Here is a 25,393-nt window from a genome sequence, read left to right on the forward strand (position 1 = left end):
TTTGCGCTAGCACGTGGCGAGGGCAGGTACACGCGAACACGCTGTGAACCCATCCTTGGGCGCTCGACTTTTTCATCCCTGAAAAAGACGGTTCGCTTAGCACCTGCCCTTGCCACTTGAATAACGTTTGTCCACTCCGCCAATGCGGAGGATTATTGTACAGAGAGAACGCCATGAGCTTGCATCAGGATTTAATCGACCGCGACCGTAAAGTCACGTTTCACGCCTCCACTCATCTGCGTGATTTCGCCCACGGCGATGCGCCGGGGCGCGTGATAACAGGCGGTAAAGGGATCACTATCGTCGATAAAGATGGTCGCGAATTTATCGACGGCTTTGCCGGGCTCTACTGCGTGAATATCGGTTACGGCCGCACCGAAGTCGCCGAAGCCATCTACCAACAGGCGATGGAGCTCTCTTACTACCACACCTATGTGGGCCACGCGAACGAGCCGCAGATCGCCCTCTCCGAGCGCATTCTGAAAATCGCCGGCATGAACATGTCCAAGGTGTACTACGGCATGTCCGGCAGTGACGCCAACGAAACGCAGCTCAAAATCGTGCGTTACTACAACAACGTGCTCGGTCGCCCGCAGAAGAAAAAGGTGATCTCGCGCATGCGCGGCTACCACGGCTCGGGCATCGCCTCCGGCTCGCTGACTGGCCTAAAGGCGTTCCATGATCACTTCGATCTGCCAATTGAAACCATCCGCCACACCGAAGCGCCGTACTATTACCACCGCGCCGCCGAACAGCACGGCATGAGCGAGCGCGAATTCTCCGCGTTCTGCGCCGAGAAGCTTGAAGCGATGATTCTCGAGGAAGGCCCGGACAGCGTGGCCGCCTTTATCGGCGAACCGGTGCTCGGCACCGGCGGCATCGTGCCGCCGCCGGAGGGCTACTGGGGTGAAATTCAAGCCGTGCTGGATAAGTACGACGTACTCCTGATTGCCGATGAAGTGGTATGCGGTTTTGGCCGTACCGGCTCCGACTTCGGCAGCCATCACTACAACATCCAGCCCGACTTGGTCACCATCGCCAAGGGGCTGACCAGCGCCTACCAACCGCTCTCCGGGGTGATCGTGGGCGATAAAGTATGGAAAGTGCTGGAAGCCGGCACCGGTGAATACGGCCCCATCGGCCACGGCTGGACCTACTCCGGCCACGCGCTAGGCTGTGCGGCGGGCTTGGTGAACCTGGACATCATCGAGCGCGAGAACCTGGTGGGCAATGCCGCCGAAACCGGCGCTTACTTCCAGCAGCAGCTTAAGACCACGTTTGACGGCCACCCGCTGTTAGGCGATGTGCGCGGCGTGGGCCTGATGGCCGCACTCGAGTTTTCGCCGGATGCCGCGCAGCGCGAGCACTTTGACCCGGCACTGAAAGTCGGTCCGCGTGTCGCCGCCGCGGCACTTGAAGAGAACCTGATCGCCCGCGCCATGCCGCAAGGCGATATCCTTGGGTTTGCGCCACCGCTGACCATCAATCGCGAAGAGGTGGACGACATGATCGGCCGGGTTAAACGCGCAGTCGACCGCGTCACCGATGAACTCTCACGCTCGGGCGATCTCAAGCAGGGGCAAAAAGAGGCCGCGCTGACGCTCTAGGCCTGTGCTCCACCTGCCGCTGCCCTGAGAGGGGTGGCGGCGTTTTTTAGCGGGTTTTTTAAGGGCTAACGTGTAAGGTGTTCGCTATGCTGTACACATAGTGTGGTTGACGCTGTTTAAGGAGCCAATATGCAAGCCGTGATTGCCTTTGATGTTTATGGCACCCTCATTGATACGCAAGGGGTTATCGCCGAGCTCGAGCGCCGCTTGACCCAACCCGAAAAGGCTACCGAGTTTGCCCGCCGCTGGCGCGATAAGCAGCTGGAGTACAGCTTTCGTCATGGGCTCATGGGGCACTACCTGCCCTTTTCTGAGTGTACCCGCGAAGCCCTGGTGTTCACCGATCGCGCGCTACAAACCGGCCTCTCCGATAACGATCACGATCACCTGATGGCGGTGTACGCCGAGCTTCCCGCCTTTCCCGATGTGGTGCCCGCGCTGGATACCTTGCGCGACGCTGGCATGCGCTGTGTGGCATTCTCAAACGGTACCCGCCAGGCGGTGGAAACACTGCTTGAGCGGGCAAACGTTCTGCACCACATGGATGACGTGATCAGCGTGGATGACGTCAAGCGTTTCAAACCCGACCCTGCCGTTTACGCGTACCTGCGCACTCGCCTTGAAGCGCGCCCCGAGGCGACCTGGTTGATCTCCAGCAACCCCTTCGATGTCATCGGCGCGACCCACGCCGGGCTTCGCAGCGCCTGGATTCGCCGCTCCTCAGAGGCACCGTTTGACCCCTGGGGTATTGAGCCGGATATGACCGTGCCGGAGTTGGAAACCCTAGCAGAGCGCCTGCTGCGCTAGTGGTTTTTGTCAGTCGCTGTCACGGCGCGCATAATGGAATTTTCTAACGCACCAGAGAGCTATCATGTCACAAAAGATTTACTGCACGGCCAGCTTTAAACCCAAGCCCGGCAAAGAAGAGGCGGTGTTCAAAGCACTGCAAGCGCTGGAACCCAATGCCCACCGGGAAGATGCTTGCCTGCTCTACACCGTCACACGCCAGATTCAAAACCCCTTCGCCGAGGGGGAGAGTTACCCTATCGTTTTTCACGAGATTTGGGCGAACCGCGAAGCCTTCGAGGCGCACTGCCAGCGCCAGGAGATTCAAGCTTTCTTCGCTGAGAACGTCGAGTCCCCCGACGGCGATATCGAAGATGCCAATGTCTGCGTCTACACCGACGAGCCGTGGAACTTTGACGCGCCCAAGGTGTAGACGAGGGGTGTAGAATAGGGGCGAGTTTCAAGACCAGCGACATAGCGAAAGGAGCGACCATGACCGAACAAAAGATGAATGTTGAAAGCTTTAACCTGGATCACACCAAGGTTAAGGCGCCCTACATTCGCCTCGCCGATATTAAAGAGGGTGAGCAGGGCGACCGTATCCATAAATACGACCTGCGCATCTGCCAGCCCAATAAGGCGCACATGGAGATGCCCGCGCTGCACTCGCTTGAGCACCTGCTCGCCGAGCTTTCGCGCAACCACTCCGATAAAGTCGTCGATATCAGCCCGATGGGCTGCCAGACCGGCTTCTATATCGCCATGATCAACCACGACGACTACGATGACGTGGTCAACATGGTCGAGCAGACGCTGAAAGACGTACTCAACGCCACCGAAGTGCCTGCCTGCAACGAAATGCAGTGTGGTTGGGCCGCTAGCCACAGCCTCGAAGGCGCCCAAGAGCTCGCGCGCGGCCTGCTGGATAAGCGCAGCGAGTGGACGCAAGTGTTTGCTTGATCGCCGCGCTACCACGCAATCCCAAAGCGCCTCCCTCGCGGAGGCGTTTTCACATCAGTTTGAGCAAAAAAGCGGTGTGCCCATGTACCAGAACATACTCACTTTTTGGTTTCACGAGATTGCGCCTAAGCAGTGGTGGCGAGTGGACCCGGCGTTTGATCAAGAGCTCAAGGCGCGCTTCTCTGGCGTGCTGCAGCAGGCCATTGCCGGAGAGCTGTATGGTTGGCGCGCCTCTGCAAAAGGACGCCTGGCCGAGGTGATCGTGCTCGATCAGTTTTCCCGCAATATTTACCGCAACACACCGGATGCATTTGCCCAAGACGCGCAAGCGCTAGTGCTCGCTCAGGAAGCCGTGGCCGCCGGCGCACTCGATGACTTAACCCAGGACGAGCGCACTTTCCTGCTGATGCCCTATATGCACAGCGAATCGCGGCTTATCCACGAGCAGGCAGACGCCTTGTTCAAGGCATTCGCGCCGGCGGATAACGTTAGATATGAGATAAAACACAAAGAAATCATCGACCGCTTCGGCCGCTACCCGCACCGCAACGACGTACTGGGTCGCACTTCTACGCCTGAGGAGATCGAGTTTCTCAAACAGCCGGGTTCACGCTTTTGAATAGGTCTCTTCTGCATAGCCCCCTTCGCAGGAGGAGGCCTATGTCGAATAAAGGCGGGATTTGGGTAAGGGTCAGCGCTTCTCGAACCAATCCTCAGTGCCGCCCTCGTAGTCGTACACCTGAGTAAATCCGGCTTCCTCAAGCTTCTCGGCGGCTTTAGGTGAGGCATCGCACTCGAAGTTGGCGCAGTAGACCACAATCTTGCGGTCCTTGCTGCCTGCCACGTCTTCAACCTTCTTGACGAAATCATCATCCTGCACCGGAATGTTAATCGAGGTGCGGATGTGCTGCTCGTTGAAGACTTCCCGTGGTAGAACGTTAATCAGCACGAAATCTTCGTGCTCCGTCTCGTTCATGATCTTCAGGTCGTTGCGAGTAATGGCTTTCATGTTTCCTCCCTGGTTGGCTGACGGTTTCGATAGGGTATAAACACGAAACCCTGACTCTGAACATAGCAGCGAAAAGAAGATTTTCAATTTGCCGGGGCCCATGGAGGGCAGGGCGTCGACTAGTCTCACCTTTTGGTGCCAGGAGAGCGCTTTTTTTGAAAGGAGATGAGCTGTTTTAAAAGCCTTATCGTGGGAAGTAAAAGCACCGCCACGAAAGCGGTGCTTTGCAGGCCGTTAGATTTGGCCGAGGTACTGCATGTCGTCAAGTAGGTGCGAGGGCACGTCTTCCACTAGGACGAGTGTGATTTCGGAGTCGCCGTTTGCTGTGGTAGCGACGCTTTCACCGAGTGAGGCATTGAGGCTATCGGGAGAGAGGTTGTACATCGCTCCGGTAAGCGGGTCGACGATCAGCCAACCAATAAAGCCACCAAAAATGAGGTTACCGCCGATGTACCAGCCGTTAGGCGTGGAGTTAACCATCATCGTGCGGGATTCGTAGCCATCTTTTGAAATTTCAACAGTGTAAGTTTTGCCGCCAAAATAGCTACCATCGGATTTACGCAGCTGCACGGTAGTTGGCGTGGTATCAGAGTGGACTTCTTGGCTACGCTCGTCAGTGATGACAACATTGGCGTTACTGGGCGTGCTGTTGATAGTAACAGACTGCTCTTTTTCTCCAACGATAGAGGCACAGCCAGAGAGTACGCTTAATGCCGTTACGGCGGCGGCAATTTTTAGTTTTTGCATGGTGTTCCCTTGTTGATCCATCAGTGTTTTTACGCAGCGAGTGCTGCTTCCTTACAGCCGCCTTCATGGCAGCACCATTTGGCAAATGCCAAAAACCTTTCTTGGGGAAAGCAATATTTTGGCTGGGTTGGTTTTCGCTTTCTGCCCGTAAAAATGCGTAACATACGCGGAGTCGAAGGACGGATCAAGGCGCGTTAAACAAAGGAGTTGAGCTGGGGCAAAAAATATAATTCTTTGTAATAATTGGATTATTTTTTTGTAAGATATATCTTACATAAGAGCACTTATCTTTGCTCAAGCACCAACCCTCGGCAGAAACAGTCAATTACGCTATACACGGTTATATCGGTATGAAATCAAAAAGCCGTTGTCACCAGGTACGCTGTATAGCCGATAAAGCAAGCGAGCAGTACGCCGCCTTCGACGCGGTTGATGCGGCCGGGGCCGCGGAAGCCGTAACCGATGACGAAGAGCGATAACGTCAGGGCGGTCATGACAGCGAGGTCACGGCTGAGCACTTCCGGCGCCACCGCCATGGGAGATATCAGCCCGGCAATGCCGACCACCGCCAGGGTATTGAACAAGTTGGAGCCTAAGATATTGCCTAGGGCGAGATCGTGCTCGCCTTTGCGCGCGGCGATCACCGAGGAGGCGAGTTCGGGTAACGATGTGCCGATGGCGACAATGGTCAGCCCGATAATCAAATCACTGACGCCAAAGGCCGTGGCGAGATCCACCGCGCCCCAGACCAGAATCCGCGAGCTTAAAATCAGCAAGCCAAGCCCGATCACCAGCCAGAACACGGCTTTTTTTATCGTCATGCCCTGGCTTTCAAGCTCTGCTTCCACCTCGGTCGCCATAGGGTCTGATTTTTGCGTCATGCCCTGATAGATCGACCAGCCGAGCAAGCCAGCAAACACCGCCATCAGCACCAGCGCATTGAAAAAGCTCAGCCTGCCATCCCATAGCAGCCAGTACGTCAGCAGAGTGATAAGCGCGAGTAGCGGCAGCTCTTTGCGCAGTACCTGCGAGTGAACGGCAATCGGGCTAATCAAGGCGGTGATACCCAGGATCAGCGCAATATTGCTGATGTTCGAGCCGTAGGCGTTGCCAAGCGCCAATCCAGGATTGCCCTGAGTGGCCGCCAGCGCGGAGACCACCATCTCCGGTGCCGAGGTGCCAAACCCCACCACGACCATGCCAATCAGAAGCGGCGGCATGCCGAAGTGGCCGGCGGTTACGGCGGAGCCTTCAACGAATTTGTCAGCGCTCCAGACCAAAAGAGCAAGACCCACGATAATGGCAACCACCGCTAGCAGCATGATGCGCCTCATTTAAAGGAGGTAGAGGGAGAAAGCTAGTGTGCGTTGACGCCATGACGTTTGCAAGATGCCTTAGGCAAGCCGAACAATCCGCAAACCGGCGCGCGTAGCCGTTTTCGTGGTGCGCTAGGCTGGCCAGAATATCTATTGATTCCTCGACTGTTTGCCTCCCCCCCTATTTTCGCAGAACTTTCTAATTTAGCTGGGTTTTTAGCGCCGAGTGATCCCCTCGCGGGCGTTGCGAGGAGAGTGATTGTCAGTTAAATTATAATCACTTTCATTTGCATTATTTTCCGGGTCAGCTATGACGTCGTTCCCCAAGGCATCCTCCCATGCGCAGACAGAGATTCTCTATCAGTCTCATCACCAGTGGCTGAAGAACTGGTTGCAACAGAAACTAGGTTGTCCGGAGAGAGCGTCAGATTGTGCTCATGATACCTTCTACCGGGTGCTAAGTTGCACAGATGAAAATGGCGTGAAACAGCCCAAGGCGTTTCTGGCTAAAATTGCCACCCGTCTTTTGATTGATAACGCGCGACGGGCGCGCCTTGAGCAGACGTGGCGTGAGACCTATGCAGAAATGGAAGCCGAGCATGCGTTTGCCCCTTCGGCGGAAGAGATCAATGAAGTGCTGGATACCCTAGAGCACGTGGCTACGCTGCTGGACGGGCTGGGAGATAAGCCACGCCGAGCCTTTTTACGCTTTCGCCTTGATGGTGCGTCACAGGCCGACATCGCCGAGGAACTGGGAGTGAGTGTCAGCATGGTGAAAAAGTATGTTGCGCAGGGTCTGCTGCACTGTCATCGTGCTCTCCAGGCAAACACAGTGTGAGTTCTAACACGTGAGACCGCATCAATCTTGTCCCCCCATATCCTCTCCAACTCCTCCTTCTGAAAAGGCGCTACTGGAAGCCGCTCAATGGTGCGTGACCTTTGCCGATGAGGATGTTTCCCCTGATCAACGGCGCGATTTCGAGCGCTGGCTACAGCGCGACGATGAGCATGGACGTGCCTGGGAGGCGATGCGCAGTACATGGAGCGCCTTTTCCAGTGCCGAGCAGCCGGGGCTCGGCAAAACCCTGGAATATACTTTTCAGCAGGAGCGTGTTCATCGGCGCCGTCTGTTAGGAAAAGCCGGCGGCCTGGCGATACTGTTGCTCTCACTGATTCCCGCAGGCTGGTGGGCGAGTGGAACGCCGGCGCCGCACTACCTGCTGGCGGATCACCACACCGCCGTGGGCGAGCGCAATACGGTGGTGTTGGAAGATGGTAGCGAGCTGACGCTTGATACCGACTCCGCCGTGGATATCGCTTTCAGCCAGAAACGGCGCAGTATTGAGCTGCTAAAAGGACGGGTTTTTGTCGAGGTGGCGCCCGACAGCCAGCGGCCGTTGGAGGTCGTGACGCCTGAAGGAAGTGTGCGTGCCCTGGGAACCGCCTTTAGTGTCCAGCGCCTGCGCCAGGCGGGTGCGCCTTCGATGCGGGTGGCCGTGTACGAGTCCCGCGTTGATGTCTGCCCGCGCGATACCGCCTGCCAGGAAGTGGATAGCGGCCATGGGGGAGAGGTGAGCCATGGCATCTATTCACCGCAAGCGCTTGACTTAACCCAGCAGCCTGCCTGGACGGCGGGCACAATGGTGCTGGATAATCGCCCGCTGAACGAGGCACTCGATGCGTTGGCGCGCTACTACCCAGGCGTGCTGCGTTACGACGCAGCTGAACTCGCGCCGTTGAGAGTCTCTGGCGTGCTGCCGCTGGACGATATGGATAAAGCGCTTGATGTTCTTGCGCGCGCGCTGCCCATTGAGACACAGCGTTTTACGCCCTGGTTGATCAGCGTTAACCGCAAAAAAGAATAAAAATTTTTCGTATTTGCTGTCCCTTTTGTTTTCGGGTTCGTCTTGATAGGCAGAACACCAAAACTCCAAGGGATCAACAATGTCTTTCTCCACGTCTTCCAAACCATTTACACTTCGACCTATTGCCCTGGCTATCGGGATCGCGACCGCTGCCGGCTGGTCACTGCTCCCAACCAGCGTTTTTGCGCAACAGGATGGCGCTGAAGCGGAAACACAGCTTCGCCAGACCTATTATGTGCCCGCTGGCTCTCTTACCTCGGTGCTCAATACGCTGGCTCAGCAGGCGGGTTTGAGCCTCTCTTTTAACCCCGAATTAACCCAGGGCAAGACCAGCGAAGGCCTGGACGGGCAGTATTCGGCCGCCGAGGCCCTAGACGAGGTGCTGGCAGGGACCGGTCTGGATGCCCGCTTTACCGGGGCCGACAGGGTGACACTGGCGCGCGAAACCGCCCAGGCGAATGGTGGTGAGACCTCGCTGCAGACCATCGAGGTCGTGGGCCGTGCGATCACCACCGACTTCGCCGACTCCACCTTCGCCGCGACCAAGACCGAAACGCACATTCTCGATGTGCCCCAGACGGTCAATGCCGTCACCAAGGAGGTCATCGAGGAACAGAACCTTCTTACGCTCAACGATGTGGCTCCTTATGTGGCCGGGATGAACGAGTTCTCGGTCTACGACGACCTTACCATTCGCGGCTTCCGCAATCAGGATGACCGGCGGGTCAACGGCCAGCGGGTCTACAACAACTTCTGGACGCAGCCTTATATCGCCAACGTCGAGCGTGTCGAGGTCATCAAGGGGCCTTCGGCGGTGCTCTACGGTCAGGCCACACCCGGCGGGGTAGTCAATATCGTCACCAAGAAGCCCTTGGCCGAGAGCCGGCATGAGGTGCGCGGCGACCTGGGCACCTTCGGTGGGGGAGACAACCAGGGTTTGCTTGCCGTCGATACCACCGGGCCGGTAAACGACAGCGGCACGCTCCTGTATCGCTTCAATGCCTCGAAGTGGGACCACGACTCGTTCAGGACAGAAATCTTTGACGAGGGCTACAGTCTCTCGCCCTCGATGTCGTGGGTACCCAGCGAGGACACCCGGCTCAACCTGGAGCTGAGCTACACCAACCGCGAAACCGTGCTGGACCGGGGACAGCCCAACCTGCGTGACGCCAGCGACCTCGGCGTGGTGCCTATTGACGTCTCGGTGACTCAGCCCGGTGACGGTTTAGATACCCGGGATTTCACCGCTGCTCTCTCCCTGGATCAGGCCCTGTCGGATCAGTGGCGCCTTTCGGCTTCGCTTCAATACCACGACTACGAAGAGGACCTGAGGGAGCATCGCGTTGGTTTTGGCGCAACGCTACCTTCAGGCAGCGAGTACACCATTCGCTATGGTGAGCGTGACACTGAAGCCGAGACTCTCAGCGGTACCGTCTACGCGACCGGTGAGTTTGAAACCGGCAACTTCGCTCACGAGTTGGTGGTCGGCGCCGATGCGATGCGCCAGGAGAAAGAATCAAGGGATCAGCAAGCGAATAATGTCTTCGTCTTCGATGTGCTCGACCCGGAGAACATCAGTCGCCCGGTGGACAGTTATCCATTGGTGGATCCTTGGGGACCCTGGGGAGAAGATAACGAGCGCACCGGACTCTTCGTGCAGGATCAGGTCACCCTGGGTGACTGGGACTTCCTCGCGGGCCTGCGCTACTCTAGCTTCAGCACCCAGGCCATCGGAGGCGAAGAGTACTCGGACAGCGACCTGGCACCGCGGCTGGGGGTAGTCTACCGCTACACCGACGACCTGAGCTTCTACGGCACCTACGCCGAGGGCTTTGAGCCCAACTTCGGCTACACATCGGCACAAGGTGGCCCTTTCGACCCGACCACTAGCCGCCTGTTCGAGGTCGGCGCCAAGCATCTCGCCTTCGGCGGCGATCTGCTGTTCACCGCGGCGCTCTACCATATCGTCAACGACGACATTGTCGTCTGGGCCAATGACGCCAGCAATCCTGACCTTTACCGCCAGCGCGGTCAGGAGCAGTCCACCGGCCTGGAACTGGAAGCGATCGGCAACCTCACCGATCGTCTGTCGATCATCGCCAACTACGCCTACAACAACGCCGAGGTGACCGAAGACGAGATCGCCGAAAACGAAGGCAAGACCAAGGAGGGGGCTCCTCACCATGCCGCTACGCTGTGGGGCAAGTACGACCTGGGTAGCGGATTCGCGGTGGGCGCTGGCGCCGAGTACGTCGGTGAGCGGGAGACGTTCCAGGAAGGGTTCCCACTGCCTGACTACACGCTCTTCAACGCCGGTGTCTTCTACGAGAAGGGCGACGTGGATATCTCCCTGGTCGGCAAGAACCTGGCCGACGAGGAGCACTGGACCGGTGGCTACCGGGCATCGCGGGTCTACCCGGGCGATCCTTTGAAAGTGACGCTTTCGGCGCGTTACACCTTCTGAAGCCGATGATTTTGACCGGACACGCCTTCGGCAAAAAGTCGCCACTCCAGGCCCGCGCTCTTGCCGCGGGCTATGGCGCCACGCCAATACTCACGGACCTCGACCTTGACGTGCCGGATGGTCAGCTCACCGTGCTGCTCGGGCCCAATGGCTGCGGCAAGTCGACGCTGCTGCGCACCATGGCGCGGCTGGCCGCGCCCATGGGCGGCTCGGTTCTGCTCGATGGCAGCGATATCCACCGCCTGCCCACCCGCGAGGTGGCCAAGCGGCTGGGGCTGCTGCCCCAGTCGCCGGCGGCGCCGGAAGCCATCCGGCGCGCATCGGCGCTGCCGAGCGGGCGCGCCGCGTGCGCCGCTAAGGCGTCGCCCAAGGCATCAAGGGAGGGCGATTGTGCGTGTTCTTGAGAGTGTTCTTGAGAAAGTTCTTGAGCGTTTTCCGGCGCGCCGTGAAGGCGGTATAACAGCAGGTTTTTAAACCACATATCGCCTGTCCTAGAGAAAAGGGCGCTCATTATGGCGAAAGCAGCGCTCACCTGCCAGCGTGATTGCTTAACACCACGATGTTGTATGTGTTTCAAACTTGTGTTTGATTTGGTGTCTGCCTTTAACTTTAGCTGTTTCAACCACCGTTTTAACCACTGTTTCAACTGCCAGCAGAAGGGGTTTTGAGGATGAGTGATCGACTTTCACGCACGGCACTGCGCGTTCGTGGCTATCACCTCGATGGTTATGGCCATGTGAATAACGCGCGTTACTTAGAGTTCATGGAGGAGGGGCGTTGGACGTTTTTTGATGAGCATCCCGCGTTAATAAAAGAGCTGCATCAGGCCGGCAAAGCCTTTGTGGTGGTCAATTTAAACATCGATTACCGAGCCGCGGCAGTGGCAGGCGATGATCTGGTGGTGTTGACCGGCATCACCGCAGTAGGCGAGCGCAGCGCGGTATGCCACCACCAAATCATTCGTCGCCAGGATGGCGCAGGGGATAGTGCTTTAGTCGCAAAAGCGGATGTCACCTTTGTGCTGCTGGATATGAAAGCCAATAAAGCCACCCCGATCGAAGGCGATGTGCGCCAGGCGCTAAACGCGTTGTCCCTTGAAAAAGAGGCCTTTAGCCTCTAATCGGCTTGCCACGCTCAGTGGGAATCCTGTTGCCTCTCACTGCCCTTGCCGCGCCTGCAGTGGTATGATGTCGCGGTATCTGCGCGCCGCCCTGTTGTGTTGCTAAGGGCGGTATTAGCGCTTTCAACTCTCGCAGTGCCAAAGCAGTGCAAAGGATCTGACTTCCATGGGTGACATCGCCAGAGAAATTCTGCCCGTCAATATTGAAGACGAGCTCAAACAGTCGTACCTCGACTATGCGATGAGCGTTATCATCGGCCGCGCGCTTCCCGATGTGCGCGATGGCTTAAAACCCGTGCATCGGCGTGTTTTGTTCGCCATGCACGAATTGGGTAATGACTGGAATAAACCGTACAAGAAATCGGCGCGCGTGGTCGGCGATGTCATCGGTAAATACCACCCCCACGGCGATAGCGCGGTTTACGACACCATCGTGCGTATGGCGCAGCACTTCTCGATGCGCCATGTGCTGGTCGATGGCCAGGGTAACTTCGGCTCGATCGACGGTGATAGCGCCGCGGCCATGCGTTACACCGAGGTACGCATGGCGCGCCTGGCGCATGAGCTTCTCGCCGATCTGGAAAAAGAGACCGTCGACTGGGTGGATAACTACGACGGCACCGAGCGTATTCCCGATGTGCTGCCGACCAAGGTGCCGAACCTGCTGATCAACGGCTCCTCGGGTATCGCCGTGGGCATGGCGACCAACATTCCCCCGCACAATATGCGTGAAGTGATCGACGCCTGTTTGGCGCTGATCGACGACTACACGCTCTCGGTGGATGACCTGATGGAGTACGTGCCGGGGCCTGACTTCCCCACCGGCGGCATCATCAACGGCCGCGCCGGCATCCTTGAAGCGTACCGCACGGGCCGTGGGCGTATTTACGTGCGCGCCTGCCACACCGTCGAGCACGATGATAAAACCGGCCGTGACCACATTATTATCACCGAGCTGCCGTATCAGGTGAACAAAGCGCGGCTGATCGAAAAGATCGCCGAGCTGGTCAAAGAGAAGCGCATCGAGGGCATTGCCGAGCTGCGCGATGAGTCGGATAAAGATGGCTTGCGCGTGGTGATCGAGATCAAGCGCGGCGAATCCGGCGAGGTCGTGGTCAATAACCTCTTCGCCCAGACGCAGCTACAAAACGTGTTTGGTATTAATATCGTGGCGCTGGAAAACGGTCAGCCGCGCACGCTCAACTTAAAAGAGCTGTTAGAAGCCTTTATTCGCCACCGTCGTGAAGTGGTGACGCGCCGCACGCTCTTTGAGCTGAAAAAAGCCCGCGAGCGTGGCCACATTTTAGAAGGCTTGACCGTCGCGATTTCCAATATCGACGAGGTGATCGAGCTGATCAAAGCCTCGCCCAACGCCGCCGAAGCGAAACAGAAATTGCTTGATCGCAGCTGGCGCCCGGGGCAGGTGACTGACATGCTCGAAAGAGCCGGCGCCACGTCCTGCAAGCCGGAGGACCTGGAGGAGGGTTTTGGGCTTAACCCGTCGGCCACCGAGTACCGTCTCTCGCCCGCTCAAGCGCAGGCGATCCTGGAGCTGCGCTTGCACCGCTTGACCGGGCTTGAAACCGAGAAGCTGCTCAACGAATACCTCTCTATTTTGGAAAAAATCGCCGAGCTTACCGAGATTCTCGCCTCGCCCGATCGCTTGATGGAGGTGATTCGCGACGAGCTGCACGCCGTGCGCGATCAGTTCGGCGACGACCGCCGCACGGAAATTCAGGTGAGCCATCTGGATTTGTCGATGGAGGATTTGATCGCCGAAGAGGACATGGTGGTCACGGTGTCGCGTTCGGGCTACGCCAAAACCCAGCCGCTCTCGGACTACCAGGCCCAGCGTCGCGGCGGTCGCGGTAAGTCAGCCACGGCGATGAAGGATGAGGACGTCATTGAGCACCTGCTGGTGGCATCCACCCACGACACCGTGCTGCTGTTCTCCAATCGCGGCAAGGTCTACTGGCTGAAAGTTTACGAAATGCCCGCCGCCAGCCGCGGTTCGCGCGGTAAGCCGCTGGTGAATCTGCTGCCGCTGGATGAAGGCGAGGCGATTAACGCTATTCTGCCGGTGCGCGACTACGATCCTAGCCACTATATTTTCTTCGCTACTGCCCAAGGGACGGTTAAGCGCGTGAGCCTCGAGCAGTTCTCGCGCCCGCGCAGCGTGGGCTTAATCGCCATCGATCTGGATGAGAGCGACCGCTTGGTGGGCGCGGCGATTACCTCCGGCAGTGATCACGTCATGCTGCTCTCTTCCAACGGCAAGGCGATCCGCTTTGAAGAGGGTAACGTGCGCGCGATGGGCCGTACCGCACGCGGTGTGCGCGGCATGCGCCTGGCGGACGACGCCGAAGTCATCAGCTTGATAATCCCTAAACATCAGCAAATTGATGCCGAAAGCGATGCGCAAGGCGACGACGCCCCAGCCGTGGTGGAAAGCGGGACGGAAGAGGAGCCGATCTACATCCTCACCGCGAGTGAAAACGGCTACGGTAAGCGCACGCGCCTAGGCGAGTTCCCGCTGCGCGGCCGTGGTGGCCAGGGCGTGATTGCGATGCAGACAAGCGAGCGTAACGGTGCGCTTGTCGCCGGCATGCAGGTTTACGACAGCGATGAAATGATGCTGATCACCGACCGCGGTACGCTGGTGCGCACCCGGGTGGAGGAAGTATCGACCACCTCGCGCAATACCCAAGGCGTGATGCTGATTCGCTTGGGTAAAGAGGAGAAGCTTGTCAAGACGGTGCGCGTCGAGGAGCCGGAGGATATCGAGCTCGACGTAGACGACGAAGACACCCACCAAGAGGAGGCCCCGGGAGCCGATGACGCGTCACTTTAACTTCTGCGCGGGGCCGGCGGCGCTGCCCACGGCGGTTCTCAAGCGTGCCCAGGAAGAGATGCTCGACTACCACGGGCGCGGCCTCTCGGTGATGGAGATGAGTCACCGTAGCGACGAGTTCGTCGCGATCGCCGAACAGGCGGAAGCCGATTTGCGCGCGCTTCTTAGGGTGCCGGATAACTACAAGGTGCTGTTTTTACAAGGCGGTGCCAGCTTGCAGTTTGCCATGCTGCCGATGAACCTGCTGGGTCGCGGTGGCAGCGCCAATGTCATCAACACCGGCATTTGGTCGAAAAAAGCGCTAAAAGAGCTTGAGCACCTTGAGTTGCCCCATCACGTTGCCGCCAGCAGCGAGGCCAACGGCCATACGGCGGTGCCACGCCCGGATGAGGTGCAGCTAAGCGACGATGCCGCCTATCTGCACTTTACCGCCAACGAAACCATCGGCGGGTTGGCGTTTGATTACACCCCCGGTGCGCGACGCCGCGATGGTGCCCAGGTGCCGTTGGTGTGCGATCTGTCATCAAGCATTCTTTCCGCGCCCTTGGATGTCTCCCAGTACGGCGTGATCTACGCCGGCGCGCAGAAGAACATCGGCCCGGCGGGGCTTACGCTGGTGATCGTGCGCGATGACCTGCTCGATCAGGCCCAGCAGCCGATTCCCTCGCTATTTGATTACCGCGCCATTGCCGAGGCGGGCTCGATGGTCAACACACCGCCGAGCTATGCCTGGTATTTGGCGGGATTGGTGTTCCAGTGGCTGCGAGAGGATATCGGCGGGCTGGCGCAGATGGAGATCATTAATCAGCGCAAGGCGGAAAAGCTTTACGGCGCGATTGACGCCAGTGAACTCTACGCCAATCCCATTGCGCTGCCTAACCGCTCACGCATGAACGTGCCTTTTGTGCTGGCCGACTCGGCGTTGGATAAGACGTTCCTCGCGGAGGCCGATGAAGCGGGGCTTTTGAACCTCAAAGGGCACCGCAGCGTGGGAGGGATGCGCGCGAGTCTTTACAACGCCGTATCGGAAGAGGCCGTGGATGCGCTGGTGGCTTTCATGGCAGATTTTGAACAGAGAAGGGGCTAAGACACGATGTCAGATACATCCGTCAAGCTCGACGCGCTTCGCCAGCGCATCGACCAACTCGATAGCGATATTCTGCGCTTGATCAGCGAGCGCGCCAATTGCGCTCAAGAAGTCGCCCAGGTCAAACGCGCTGAAGATGCGTCAACGGTCTTCTATCGGCCCGAGCGGGAAGCGCAGGTGCTGCGCCGCATCATGGCGTTGAACGCTGGCCCGCTGGATGACGAGGAGATGGCGCGGCTTTTTCGGGAAATCATGTCGGCCTGCTTGGCGCTTGAACAGCCGGTAAAAGTTGCCTACCTCGGTCCGGAAGGCACCTTTACCCAGCAGGCGACGCTTAAGCACTTCGGCGAAAGCGCCGTGAGTCTGCCCATGGCGGCGATCGACGAAGTGTTCCGTGAGGTCGAAGCGGGGGCGGTGAACTATGGCGTGGTGCCGGTGGAGAACTCCACCGAGGGCGTGGTGAACCACACCCTGGATACCTTCATGGAGTCTTCCATCCATATCTGCGGTGAGGTGGTGCTGCGCATCCACCACCATTTGCTGGTGAGCGAGAATACCCGGCGAGACAAGGTCTCGCGTATCTACTCGCACCCGCAATCGTTTGCCCAGTGCCGCAAGTGGCTCGATGCTCACTTCCCACACGCCGAGCGGGTGCCGGTGGCGTCCAACGCCGAAGCCGCGAAGCTGGTAAAAACCGAGTGGCACAGCGCCGCGATTGCCGGTGATATGGCGGCCAAGCTCTACGGCTTGGAGCGTATCGCCGAGAAAATCGAAGATCGACCGGATAACTCCACGCGCTTTTTGATTATCGGCAGCCAAGACGTGCCCATGTCAGGCGACGACAAAACCTCGCTGGTGGTGGCGATGCGCAACCAGCCCGGCGCGCTGCACGATCTGCTAGAGCCCTTCCATCGCCATCAGATCGATATGACCCGCCTGGAGACACGCCCATCACGCAGCGGCGTATGGAACTACGTCTTCTTTATTGACTTTAAAGGGCACTACGCCGAACCGCATATCTCCGCCATGCTCGATGAAGTGCGCCTGCGCGCCTCGGATTTGAAAGTGCTGGGCTCCTACCCCCAGGGCGTGCTGTGAGCGTAGCGGGTTCAAGCGACGTTGTGTTGCCCCCTGGCGAGCCGAGTCGCGTGAGTGAATCACGCCTTTTAATCGTCGGGTTGGGGTTGATTGGTGGCTCGCTCGCGGCGGCGCTGCGGGAAGCGGGTTTTGGCGGGGAGATTATCGCCTGCGACCCCGATGCCAGCGAGATCGAACGCGGCATCGAGATGGGTTTGATTCATTCGGGTGGAACGAAGCTCTCCGAGCAGTTACCGGGCGCGAGCATGATTGTGCTCGCGGTGCCGGTGCTGGCGATGGAAAGCGTGATGCGAGAGCTGGCCGGCTCACTTTTGGATATCACGCAAGTGGTGATCACCGATGTGGGCAGTACCAAGGCGACGATCCGTGAGTGCGCGCGGCGCGTTTTTGGCCGAGTGCCCCCGACGCTGGTGCTAGGTCACCCCATCGCGGGTTCGGAAAAAAGCGGCGTGGCCGCGGCGAATCCCAAGCTCTACGTGAATCATAAAGTGATTCTCACCCCCGAGCCCGATGTCGATCCCACCGCGCTCACCCGCGTGCGAAAGCTCTGGCAAACCACCGGCGCCGAGGTGCTGGAGATGGACGTCGCCCGTCACGATGAAGTGCTGGCGCGCACCAGTCACCTCCCTCATCTGCTGGCGTTTTCGCTGGTGGACACGCTGGCGCGCCAGGATCAGCGGCTGGATATTTTTCGCTACGCGGCGGGAGGCTTTCGCGACTTCACCCGGATTGCCGGGAGTGACCCGGTCATGTGGCGGGATATTTTTATCGCTAACCGCGATGCGGTGCTAGCCTCGCTCGACGACTTCGAGGCTGGGCTTAAGCGGTTGCGCACGGCGGTAGAGGCGGGCGATAGCGACGCGATGCTGGCCACTTTTGACCGCGCCAGTCACGCGCGCCGCTACTTTGAATCGCTATTGAACAAAACCAGTTATCAGGCGGAATACTTAATGCAACCACAGGGTCAAGTGACGTACCGCGTGCGCCCGGGCGGACAAGCTCAGGGCCGCTTGCGAGTACCCGGAGATAAATCGATTTCCCACCGCTCGATCATGCTCGGCGCCCTTGCCGAGGGCGTGACCGAGGTGAAGGGCTTTCTGGAAGGCGAAGACAGCCTCGCCACGCTGCAGGCGTTTCGCGAAATGGGCGTGGCTATCGAGGGGCCGCACCAGGGGCGCGTGACCATTCACGGCGTGGGAATGCACGGGTTAAAAGCGCCATCCGGGCCGCTTTACGTGGGTAACTCCGGCACGGCGATGCGCCTGTTTGCCGGGCTTTTGGCCGGGCAGGCCTTCGATAGCGAATTGACCGGCGACGCCTCGCTCACCAAACGTCCGATGGGGCGGGTCGCCGACCCGCTGCGCGCCATGGGAGCAGTGATCGATACCGCCGAAGGCGGCCGGCCACCGCTTAAGATTCACGGCGGCGCCGCGCTGCAAGGCATCGATTATGACATGCCGATGGCCAGCGCCCAGGTGAAATCTTGTGTGCTCTTTGCCGGCATGTACGCCAACGGCGAGACCCGGGTACGCGAGCCCGCGCCGACCCGCGACCACACCGAGCGCATGTTGAACGGCTTTGGCTACCCCGTTTCCCGCGAGGGGGATACTTGCTGGCTAGCGGGCGGCGGTCGGCTCACCGCCGGGCCGATCGACGTGCCCTCGGATATCTCTTCGGCGACGTTCTTTTTGGTCGCGGCAGCCATCACGCCAGGGTCGGACATTACCCTTGAGCACGTTGGCATTAACCCCACGCGTATCGGCGTGATCAATATCTTGACGCTGATGGGGGCGGATCTAACCCTCTCCAATCAGGCGGAGGTCGGCGGCGAGCCGGTGGCGGATATTCGTATTCGCTATGCGCCGCTTAAAGGCATTGATATCCCCGTTGATCAGGTGCCGCTGGCGATCGATGAGTTCCCGGCGCTGTTTATCGCCGCTGCCAATGCGGAAGGCACCACACGCCTGCGCGGCGCCGAAGAGCTGCGGGTGAAAGAGTCCGACCGCATTCAAGCGATGGCCGATGGGCTTGCCGTGCTGGGTGTCGAGCATACGGTTGTGGAAGATGGCATCGATATCGTCGGCGGCGGCCGCGATGATGCGCCGAGCTATGGCGGCGGTCTTATCGATAGCCTGGGCGATCACCGCATCGCCATGGCGTTTACCATCGCGGCGCTGCGAGCAAGCGACGAGGTGGTGATTGACGACTGCGCCAATGTCGCCACGTCCTTCCCCAACTTTGTTGAGCTTGCCACCCGTATCGGGTTGGCATTGAAGGTGGAGGGAGCGAATGTCTGAGCAGGCACCGGTTCTTACCATCGACGGCCCAGGCGGTGCGGGCAAGGGGACGATCAGCGGGCTGATCGCCGAGCGGCTGGATTGGCATCTTTTGGATAGCGGCGCGCTCTATCGCCTCACCGCGCATGCGGCCGTTAAGCACAATGTGGCGCTGGATGACGAGCCCGCGGTGGCGAAACTCGCCGAGCGGCTCGACGTGGCCTTTCCGGTGGAAGGCGGCATGCCCAAGACGCTTTTGGAAGGCGAGGACGTGGGGCGCGCGATTCGTACCGAGCAAGCCGGCGAGCGCGCCTCTCAAGTGGCCGCGCTGCCTTTGGTGCGTGAGGCGCTGCTAAGCCGCCAGCGCGATTTTCGCCAGGCCCCGGGGCTGGTCGCCGATGGTCGCGACATGGGCACCGTGGTGTTTGATGACGCTCCGCTAAAGATTTTTTTAACCGCGAGTGCCGAAGAGCGGGCGCGCAGAAGGCATCTTCAGTTGCGCGAAGCCGGCGTGGATGCTAGTCTTTCGAGTCTTTTGAAGGAGATTCAGGCACGCGATGCACGCGACACGCAGCGCAGCGTGGCACCTCTCAAGCCGGCAGATGATGCCATTACGCTTGATACCACGCGCCTGAGCATACCGGAAGTGGTTGATCGGATAACCGAACTGCTGATCCAAAGGGGGTTAGCAACCGGCGTTTGATTCTCCCTTGCGGCGCTTTCGATGCGGCGTCATGACGTGGCAGGGCACTAAACTCATCGCGGTGAGCCCGGCTAGGTCGAACCAGCGCTAACGCCCTCGAAAGCAGAGTGACATTAGGCCCGTACTTGCTGGTGGTACGGAGAAGGCAGTACTGCCTCAACAACGTTGATCACGTAGGAACACCATGAGCGAAAGCTTTGCTGAACTGTTTGAACAGTCTCTTAACGACATCAACATGGAGCCAGGCGCTATCGTCGCGGCCCAGGTTGTCGACATTGACGGTGACTGGGTTACCGTTAACGCAGGTCTGAAATCCGAAGGTCAGATCCCCGCCGCGCAATTCCGCGACGACAATGGCGAACTGACCATTGCGATCGGCGATGATGTTCACGTCGCACTGGAAGCCGTCGAAGATGGCTTCGGTGAAACGCGTCTGTCGCGCGAGAAAGCCAAACGCGCTGAAGCGTGGAAGGTACTTGAAGCCGCCTTCGAGAAAGATGAAATCGTCAAGGGCGTGATCAACGGTAAAGTCAAAGGCGGCTTCACTGTCGATGTCGACTCTATCCGTGCTTTCCTGCCGGGCTCTTTGGTCGACGTTCGTCCGGTTCGCGATACCGCGCACCTCGAAAACAAAGAACTCGACTTCAAAGTCATCAAGCTTGATCCGAAGCGCAATAACGTCGTCGTTTCTCGCCGTGCCGTTCTCGAAGCCGAGAACAGCGCCGAGCGTGAAGCGCTGCTCGCCACGCTGCAGGAAGGCCAGCAGATCAAGGGTATCGTCAAGAACCTGACCGACTACGGCGCCTTCGTTGATCTAGGCGGCGTCGACGGCCTGCTCCACATCACCGACATGGCGTGGAAGCGCATCAAGCATCCGTCTGAAATCGTGGCCGTAGGCGACGAGATCAACGTCAAGGTGCTAAAGTTTGACCGCGAGCGCAACCGCGTATCGCTGGGACTTAAGCAGCTGGGCGAAGATCCGTGGGTCAACATCAAAGACCGTTACCCGGAAGGCACCAAGGTGCACGCCGTGGTCACCAATCTGACCGACTACGGCTGCTTTGCCGAGCTGGAAGAGGGTGTCGAAGGTCTGGTTCACGTCTCTGAAATGGACTGGACCAACAAGAACATCCATCCGTCTAAAGTCGTTCAAGTGGGCGATGATGTTGACGTCATGGTGTTGGACATCGACGAAGAGCGTCGTCGTATCTCCCTGGGTATCAAGCAGTGCACGCCGAACCCGTGGGAAACGTTCAATGCGCAGTACAACAAGGGCGACCGTGTTTCTGGCACCATCAAGTCGATCACCGATTTCGGTATCTTCATCGGCCTGGAAGGCGGTATCGACGGTCTGGTACACCTGTCCGATATCTCTTGGACAGAGACTGGCGAAGAAGCCGTTCGTCACTACAAGAAGGGCGACGAAGCCGAAGCTGTTATCCTCTCGATCGACCCGGAGCGTGAGCGTATCTCGCTGGGCATCAAGCAGATGGATACCGACCCGGTGGCGGAGTTCCTGTCCGTTAACGACAAGGGCTCTATCGTGACAGGTCGCGTTGTTGACGTTGACGCCAAAGAAGCTCAGGTTGAGTTGGCGACCGACGTTATCGCCGTGCTGAAAGCCTCTGAAATCAGCGCTGATCGCGTAGAAGACGCGCGCAACGTGCTGAGCGAAGGCGACAGCGTGGAAGCGCGCATCGTCAGCGTTGATCGCAAGAGCCGCCAGATTAACCTGTCGGTAAAAGCGAAAGAGCAAGACGACACGCGTCAAAACCTGAAAAAGCTGCGTGAAGAATCACCAGAAGCAGGTGGCCCGACCACCATCGGTGATCTGATTAAGCAGCAGATGGGCCAAGACTAATAGGGTTAACGTGGGGCCTTTCGAGGCTCCGCTTTTAACGCTTTAGGCTCATTAAAAACGCCGCCCTAATGGGCGGCGTTTTTTTAGTTGTTGGTTAGCGTAATTATGTCCACAGTAAAAGTGACATGGCTTACTTAAAGCTGTCTAAACTGTTGTCAGTAGCCCTTTTTACAGCAATAATACGCTCGTATCTAAACATGCTTGAGTTTGCTTTTTGGCAAGATTAAGTTATACCTTAAGTAAAAATATATTTTGAGTCCTGAATGCAGGAGTAATAAGCCTGTAAGTACGCTATCTTAGCGACTTAAACGACATAAAAGGATGAGCCCATGTCCCTATTAAATGAATACATCCAGAAAGAGCAGCAGCTAAAGAAATTGCAAGAAGACATGCAGCGCATGGAAGGCGATCAGCGTCTTAAGAGCGAGCTTGAGTTCAAAGATCGCCTTGAGAAATTAATGGAAGAGTTCGGCAAGGTGCCAGCCGATATTGTCGCCTTGTTCGAGCCGCATGTAGACCCCAGCGATTTACATAAAACCAAAAGTACCGACGGCCGCCGTAAGCGTCGCCTTAAGATTTATAAAAACCCGCACACCGGGGAAGTGATCGAAACCCGCGGCGGTAACCATAAAGGGCTGCGGCGTTGGAAAGAAGAGCACGGCGACGACACCGTTGAGTCCTGGCTGGTACGCATGGAAGATTAATGAGTGATTCTCCGGCATTTCCACGAAATGCCGGTTTTGTATTAAACCGATATAAACGCTATCCCCTCAAAGGCGTGGTGAATACGTCAACCACTATTCCGATAGCGGCAAGCGCAGCTCAAGGCTTGTTTTTCGCCATAAGACATACGGCGCGGCGCCACTAATATAAAACGGCGTTGGGTGGCAGAGTAATTGGTAGAGAGCGTGGGTTAACGCGTGGGATAGCGCCGAAAAGTCATCAAAACACGTAATGGCATAGTGCTGAGGCGCTAGCGTCATGCGCCGGTAAGTCATCGGCAGCGAGGGCTTTAACGCCAGCGCCTCTTGCGATGCTAAGCAAAACCCCACATCCGTGCGTGGTAACGCAGCAGACGGCGCGACACGGGCACCGATTTTTTCCGTCAGTAGATCCGGTAGTGCAATACTCGGCGTGGTTTGTGTCCAAGTCTTGGGCAGGGAGGGTAACGACTCGGTATGTAACTCGGCTGTGCCTAAACCCTTTAGCTGTTCTGGCGCTTTATAGTAGCGCCGCAATATAAATTGCCGCTGCGGTTTTCGGATAATACGCGTGGTAAATCCACTCGGCGGGCGTTGGCGTTGAAGCGTTCGGCGTATCGACTGGCGGAAATGGCGCGGGCTTACGGAGAAGTGTTTATGGAAGGCGCGCGAAAAAGAGGAGTGATTATAATAGCCGCATACGAGGGCGATTTGGGCTATATTTTTAGGCGTTAGGGCGAGTAAGACAGCCGCATGCTCAAGGCGGCGCTGATCCCGGTAAGCACTGGGAGAGGTGTCAAAATAGTGGCGAAATTGACGCCTCACCTGCGAATCAGAATAGCCCAAATGGTCAGCTAGTTCATTGATGCTTATTTGTTTACCGATGGTCTCTTGAAGCCAAATCTCCGCCCTTATCATTGCATTAAACATTAACTGGCCTCCCTTGCGTCATTCATGCAGGTGTCATTTTTCACCCGCTTGGCACCTTCCCGGTGCTAAGGAAACGTGTTCTCACAACGCGTCTGTCTGCGCGTTGCTAACGAACCTAAAGTTTGTGCGCTATCTCTCAATATAGTGAAGGTCGTGCGATAGCGTACAGAGTAGGTTCTTTATGCAGGTTCGACGGGGGCAAAGGCAAGTTTGTTACGCCTGGCTGCACGTTTGTGCACAGTTTTTGAGGAATTAGCGCCTTTTAGGCAGCGTCACGGCTTTTTCAGCAGATAAATACGAGAGTCTGTCAACTACCTCTGCCTGAAGGCAGAGGCTTGTGAAAGCAAGCCGGGTTGACCGGGGAGAGCGGACACCACCCCGCTACGTTGATAACGGGTCGTCAAGACTCCCCCCGCCGTACTTCACTCAGCGGCGGGCACTGAAAGGTCAGGATCATGCTGGCGCAAGGGAAAACGCCGAAGGTCTTGATCGCTGCCGCCAGGCAGGAGCCGGTTATCGACATTCCCGAGGGGAGACGGGGCGCAAGCCCCGCGATACCAGACCCGTAAGGGTACGTTTTAAGGAGGAAATCGCATGGCGGTTTTCGTACTGGACAAACAGAAGCAGCCGTTAATGCCGTGTAGCGAAAAGCGGGCGCGGTTGCTGCTAGAGCGCGGTCGCGCCGTGGTGCATAAACGCTACCCGTTCTGCATACGACTGAAAGATCGCGTCGGCGGCGAGACGCAACCGCTTCGCTTAGGGCTCGATCCCGGCAGCAAAACGACCGGGCTGGCGCTGATGCGTGAATCGGACGGTGAGCAGCGCCATGTGCTGTGCCTGTTTGACCTGGTGCATCGCGGCTTTCAGATCAAAAAAGCACTAGCGCAGCGCGCCGCCTTTCGTCGGCGTCGCCGCTCAAAGAACCTGCGCTACCGCGCCCCACGCTTTGACAACCGGAAGCGCAAAGCCGGCTGGCTACCGCCCAGCTTGCAGCATCGGGTGGATACGGTGATGGCGTGGGTGGAGCGGCTTTCTCGGCTGGCGCCGATCACTGGCATCAGCCAAGAGTTGGTGCGCTTTGATACCCAGAAGCTGGAAAACCCGGAAATCAGCGGCGTCGAATACCAGCAGGGTACGCTGCTAGGCTACGAAGTGCGCGAGTACCTGTTGGAGAAATGGGGTCGGGAGTGCGCCTACTGCGGCACCGCGGAAACTGCGCTGGAAATCGAGCATGTGGTGCCGCGCTCGCGGGGTGGTTCAAACCGCGTCAGCAACTTAACGCTAAGCTGCCACGCCTGCAATCAGGCCAAGGACTCACTGCCCCTGGCGGACTTCTTTGCGCGTGATAAAGGCCTGAAAAAGCGCTTCAAGGCCAACGGTTTGTTAGCGGACGCACGGCTGGAGCGCGTGCAGCGTGAACTCAAGCGCCCGCTGCGTGATGCCAGCGCGGTCAATGCCACCCGTTGGGCGCTGTTCACCGCGCTCAACGCCACCGGCCTGCCGGTGGCTGTTGGCACCGGCGGGCGCACCAAGTATAACCGCCAGCGCCTCGACATTCCCAAGACCCATGCGCTGGACGCGGCCTGTGTCGGTGTTTTCGAGACGCTGCACGACTGGGCAGTGCCGACGCTGGCGATCCAATGCACCGGCCGCGGCAGTTACCAGCGCACGCGGCTGACGAAACACGGTTTTCCACGCGGCCACCTGATGCATCAGAAGCAGGTACACGGCTTTCAGACCGGCGATATGGTGAGAGCCGTGGTGCCGACCGGCAAGAAGGCCGGCACCCATACCGGCCGTGTCGCGGTGCGCAAGACAGGCAGTTTCAACATCCAGACTGATCAAGGGGCCGTGCAGGGCATCTCGCACAGGCACTGCACCCTGATCCAACGAGGCGATGGCTACGGCTATTACGTCACGCCGACTATCCATCAACCAACAAAAGGAGAAGCGGGACAAGCGGTGGCGTAATCCAGGTCGCTCTGCGAGCGACGCGCTATCCCTCCCGGCAC

The 25,393-nt window shown here is 58.2% G+C and carries 22 protein-coding genes and 1 pseudogene; 18 read left to right on the forward strand and 5 right to left on the reverse strand.

Annotated features, from left to right (window positions below; translation table 11 throughout):
• Positions 1-173 precede the first annotated feature (173 nt).
• From BQ9846_RS03530 to BQ9846_RS03550, 5 genes are all read left to right on the forward strand, one after another.
• On the forward strand, positions 174-1,607 hold the full coding sequence (locus BQ9846_RS03530; RefSeq protein WP_075879223.1) for an aminotransferase: 1,434 nt from the start codon (positions 174-176) through the stop codon (positions 1,605-1,607).
• A 129-nt stretch (positions 1,608-1,736) separates the two neighbouring features.
• Positions 1,737-2,414 carry a haloacid dehalogenase type II gene (locus tag BQ9846_RS03535; protein WP_075879224.1) on the forward strand — a complete coding sequence of 226 codons (678 nt, stop codon included), beginning with the start codon at positions 1,737-1,739 and terminating at the stop codon, positions 2,412-2,414.
• 64 nt (positions 2,415-2,478) lie between these two features.
• Positions 2,479-2,826: a putative quinol monooxygenase gene (locus BQ9846_RS03540; RefSeq protein WP_075879225.1), complete on the forward strand. Its 348-nt coding sequence runs from the start codon at positions 2,479-2,481 to the stop codon at positions 2,824-2,826.
• A gap of 59 nt (positions 2,827-2,885) precedes the next feature.
• Positions 2,886-3,353, forward strand: a complete 468-nt coding sequence (locus BQ9846_RS03545; protein WP_075879226.1) for an S-ribosylhomocysteine lyase — start codon at positions 2,886-2,888, stop codon at positions 3,351-3,353.
• Positions 3,354-3,435: 82 nt separating this feature from the next.
• Positions 3,436-3,972, forward strand: coding sequence for a DUF924 family protein (locus BQ9846_RS03550; protein ID WP_075879480.1), 537 nt, complete (start codon positions 3,436-3,438; stop codon positions 3,970-3,972).
• A 72-nt stretch (positions 3,973-4,044) separates the two neighbouring features.
• On the opposite strand, the gene BQ9846_RS03555 is transcribed toward BQ9846_RS03550, so the two are convergent.
• From BQ9846_RS03555 to BQ9846_RS03565, 3 genes are all read right to left on the reverse strand, one after another.
• Positions 4,045-4,362 (reverse strand): rhodanese-like domain-containing protein, encoded by a 318-nt coding sequence (locus BQ9846_RS03555; protein WP_075879227.1) that lies wholly within the window; start codon positions 4,360-4,362, stop codon positions 4,045-4,047.
• Positions 4,363-4,596: 234 nt separating this feature from the next.
• On the reverse strand, positions 4,597-5,109 hold the full coding sequence (locus BQ9846_RS03560) for a hypothetical protein (protein ID WP_075879481.1): 513 nt from the start codon (positions 5,107-5,109) through the stop codon (positions 4,597-4,599).
• Positions 5,110-5,465: 356 nt separating this feature from the next.
• Positions 5,466-6,431, reverse strand: a complete 966-nt coding sequence (locus BQ9846_RS03565) for a calcium/sodium antiporter (RefSeq protein ID WP_075879228.1) — start codon at positions 6,429-6,431, stop codon at positions 5,466-5,468.
• A gap of 304 nt (positions 6,432-6,735) precedes the next feature.
• Here BQ9846_RS03565 and BQ9846_RS03570 point away from each other — a divergent pair, with 304 nt between their 5' ends.
• The 12 genes from BQ9846_RS03570 to BQ9846_RS03625 all read left to right on the forward strand — a co-directional run bounded on the left by BQ9846_RS03570 (position 6,736) and on the right by BQ9846_RS03625 (position 22,454).
• Complete coding sequence (locus BQ9846_RS03570) at positions 6,736-7,263, forward strand: sigma-70 family RNA polymerase sigma factor (protein ID WP_075879229.1); 528 nt, start codon at positions 6,736-6,738, stop codon at positions 7,261-7,263.
• Positions 7,264-7,273: 10 nt separating this feature from the next.
• Entirely contained in the window at positions 7,274-8,290 is a 1,017-nt protein-coding gene (locus tag BQ9846_RS03575) for a FecR family protein (protein WP_075879230.1), read from the forward strand.
• Between the two features lie 235 nt (positions 8,291-8,525).
• Positions 8,526-10,754, forward strand: coding sequence for a TonB-dependent siderophore receptor (locus BQ9846_RS03580; protein WP_159437903.1), 2,229 nt, complete (start codon positions 8,526-8,528; stop codon positions 10,752-10,754).
• A 5-nt stretch (positions 10,755-10,759) separates the two neighbouring features.
• Positions 10,760-11,158, forward strand: coding sequence for an ATP-binding cassette domain-containing protein (locus tag BQ9846_RS03585; RefSeq protein WP_075879231.1), 399 nt, complete (start codon positions 10,760-10,762; stop codon positions 11,156-11,158).
• Between the two features lie 266 nt (positions 11,159-11,424).
• A complete protein-coding gene (locus BQ9846_RS03590; protein WP_075879232.1) occupies positions 11,425-11,874 on the forward strand; it encodes an acyl-CoA thioesterase in 450 nt (149 codons plus the stop codon).
• A 166-nt stretch (positions 11,875-12,040) separates the two neighbouring features.
• A complete protein-coding gene (gene gyrA, locus BQ9846_RS03595) occupies positions 12,041-14,725 on the forward strand; it encodes a DNA gyrase subunit A (RefSeq protein ID WP_075879233.1) in 2,685 nt (894 codons plus the stop codon).
• A complete protein-coding gene (serC, locus tag BQ9846_RS03600; protein WP_075879234.1) occupies positions 14,709-15,812 on the forward strand; it encodes a 3-phosphoserine/phosphohydroxythreonine transaminase in 1,104 nt (367 codons plus the stop codon). The genes gyrA and serC overlap by 17 nt, the downstream gene beginning before the upstream one ends.
• Positions 15,813-15,818: 6 nt before the next feature.
• Entirely contained in the window at positions 15,819-16,910 is a 1,092-nt protein-coding gene (pheA, locus tag BQ9846_RS03605) for a prephenate dehydratase (protein WP_075879235.1), read from the forward strand.
• 50 nt (positions 16,911-16,960) lie between these two features.
• Positions 16,961-19,207 carry a bifunctional prephenate dehydrogenase/3-phosphoshikimate 1-carboxyvinyltransferase gene (locus BQ9846_RS03610; protein ID WP_144049365.1) on the forward strand — a complete coding sequence of 749 codons (2,247 nt, stop codon included), beginning with the start codon at positions 16,961-16,963 and terminating at the stop codon, positions 19,205-19,207.
• Entirely contained in the window at positions 19,200-19,889 is a 690-nt protein-coding gene (cmk, locus tag BQ9846_RS03615) for a (d)CMP kinase (protein ID WP_075879237.1), read from the forward strand. Before BQ9846_RS03610 ends, cmk begins: the two co-directional genes overlap by 8 nt.
• 184 nt (positions 19,890-20,073) lie before the next feature.
• Entirely contained in the window at positions 20,074-21,750 is a 1,677-nt protein-coding gene (gene rpsA, locus BQ9846_RS03620; RefSeq protein WP_075879238.1) for a 30S ribosomal protein S1, read from the forward strand.
• A gap of 329 nt (positions 21,751-22,079) precedes the next feature.
• Positions 22,080-22,454, forward strand: a complete 375-nt coding sequence (locus BQ9846_RS03625) for a histone-like nucleoid-structuring protein, MvaT/MvaU family (RefSeq protein ID WP_075879239.1) — start codon at positions 22,080-22,082, stop codon at positions 22,452-22,454.
• 93 nt (positions 22,455-22,547) lie between these two features.
• Here BQ9846_RS03625 and BQ9846_RS16885 read toward each other — a convergent pair whose 3' ends face one another.
• Both BQ9846_RS16885 and BQ9846_RS16890 read right to left on the reverse strand, forming a co-directional pair.
• A complete protein-coding gene (locus tag BQ9846_RS16885; RefSeq protein WP_235818917.1) occupies positions 22,548-22,988 on the reverse strand; it encodes a hypothetical protein in 441 nt (146 codons plus the stop codon).
• Between the two features lie 96 nt (positions 22,989-23,084).
• A pseudogene (locus BQ9846_RS16890) lies at positions 23,085-23,381 on the reverse strand (helix-turn-helix transcriptional regulator); the annotation flags it as partial.
• A gap of 594 nt (positions 23,382-23,975) precedes the next feature.
• Between BQ9846_RS16890 and iscB the strand changes: the two are divergent.
• The gene (gene iscB / locus BQ9846_RS03635; RefSeq protein ID WP_075879241.1) at positions 23,976-25,352 is read left to right on the forward strand and encodes an RNA-guided endonuclease IscB; all 1,377 of its coding nucleotides are present in this window, start codon (positions 23,976-23,978) and stop codon (positions 25,350-25,352) included.
• The last annotated feature ends 41 nt before the right edge of the window (positions 25,353-25,393 follow it).

Source organism: Vreelandella massiliensis, assembly GCF_900155385.1.
Classification (GTDB): Bacteria; Pseudomonadota; Gammaproteobacteria; order Pseudomonadales; family Halomonadaceae; genus Vreelandella; species Vreelandella massiliensis.

Excerpts from the sequence above, each read along its gene's own strand:
- BQ9846_RS03530 (WP_075879223.1), top strand. The coding sequence starts at position 174 with ATGAGCTTGCATCAGGATTTAATCGACCGCGACCGTAAAGTCACGTTT.
- BQ9846_RS03535 (WP_075879224.1), top strand. The coding sequence starts at position 1,737 with ATGCAAGCCGTGATTGCCTTTGATGTTTATGGCACCCTCATTGATACG.
- BQ9846_RS03540 (WP_075879225.1), top strand. The coding sequence starts at position 2,479 with ATGTCACAAAAGATTTACTGCACGGCCAGCTTTAAACCCAAGCCCGGC.
- BQ9846_RS03545 (WP_075879226.1), top strand. The coding sequence starts at position 2,886 with ATGACCGAACAAAAGATGAATGTTGAAAGCTTTAACCTGGATCACACC.
- BQ9846_RS03550 (WP_075879480.1), top strand. The coding sequence starts at position 3,436 with ATGTACCAGAACATACTCACTTTTTGGTTTCACGAGATTGCGCCTAAG.
- BQ9846_RS03555 (WP_075879227.1), bottom strand. The coding sequence starts at position 4,362 with ATGAAAGCCATTACTCGCAACGACCTGAAGATCATGAACGAGACGGAG.
- BQ9846_RS03560 (WP_075879481.1), bottom strand. The coding sequence starts at position 5,109 with ATGCAAAAACTAAAAATTGCCGCCGCCGTAACGGCATTAAGCGTACTC.
- BQ9846_RS03565 (WP_075879228.1), bottom strand. The coding sequence starts at position 6,431 with ATGCTGCTAGCGGTGGTTGCCATTATCGTGGGTCTTGCTCTTTTGGTC.
- BQ9846_RS03570 (WP_075879229.1), top strand. The coding sequence starts at position 6,736 with ATGACGTCGTTCCCCAAGGCATCCTCCCATGCGCAGACAGAGATTCTC.
- BQ9846_RS03585 (WP_075879231.1), top strand. The coding sequence starts at position 10,760 with ATGATTTTGACCGGACACGCCTTCGGCAAAAAGTCGCCACTCCAGGCC.
- BQ9846_RS03590 (WP_075879232.1), top strand. The coding sequence starts at position 11,425 with ATGAGTGATCGACTTTCACGCACGGCACTGCGCGTTCGTGGCTATCAC.
- gyrA (WP_075879233.1), top strand. The coding sequence starts at position 12,041 with ATGGGTGACATCGCCAGAGAAATTCTGCCCGTCAATATTGAAGACGAG.
- serC (WP_075879234.1), top strand. The coding sequence starts at position 14,709 with ATGACGCGTCACTTTAACTTCTGCGCGGGGCCGGCGGCGCTGCCCACG.
- pheA (WP_075879235.1), top strand. The coding sequence starts at position 15,819 with ATGTCAGATACATCCGTCAAGCTCGACGCGCTTCGCCAGCGCATCGAC.
- cmk (WP_075879237.1), top strand. The coding sequence starts at position 19,200 with ATGTCTGAGCAGGCACCGGTTCTTACCATCGACGGCCCAGGCGGTGCG.
- rpsA (WP_075879238.1), top strand. The coding sequence starts at position 20,074 with ATGAGCGAAAGCTTTGCTGAACTGTTTGAACAGTCTCTTAACGACATC.
- BQ9846_RS03625 (WP_075879239.1), top strand. The coding sequence starts at position 22,080 with ATGTCCCTATTAAATGAATACATCCAGAAAGAGCAGCAGCTAAAGAAA.
- iscB (WP_075879241.1), top strand. The coding sequence starts at position 23,976 with ATGGCGGTTTTCGTACTGGACAAACAGAAGCAGCCGTTAATGCCGTGT.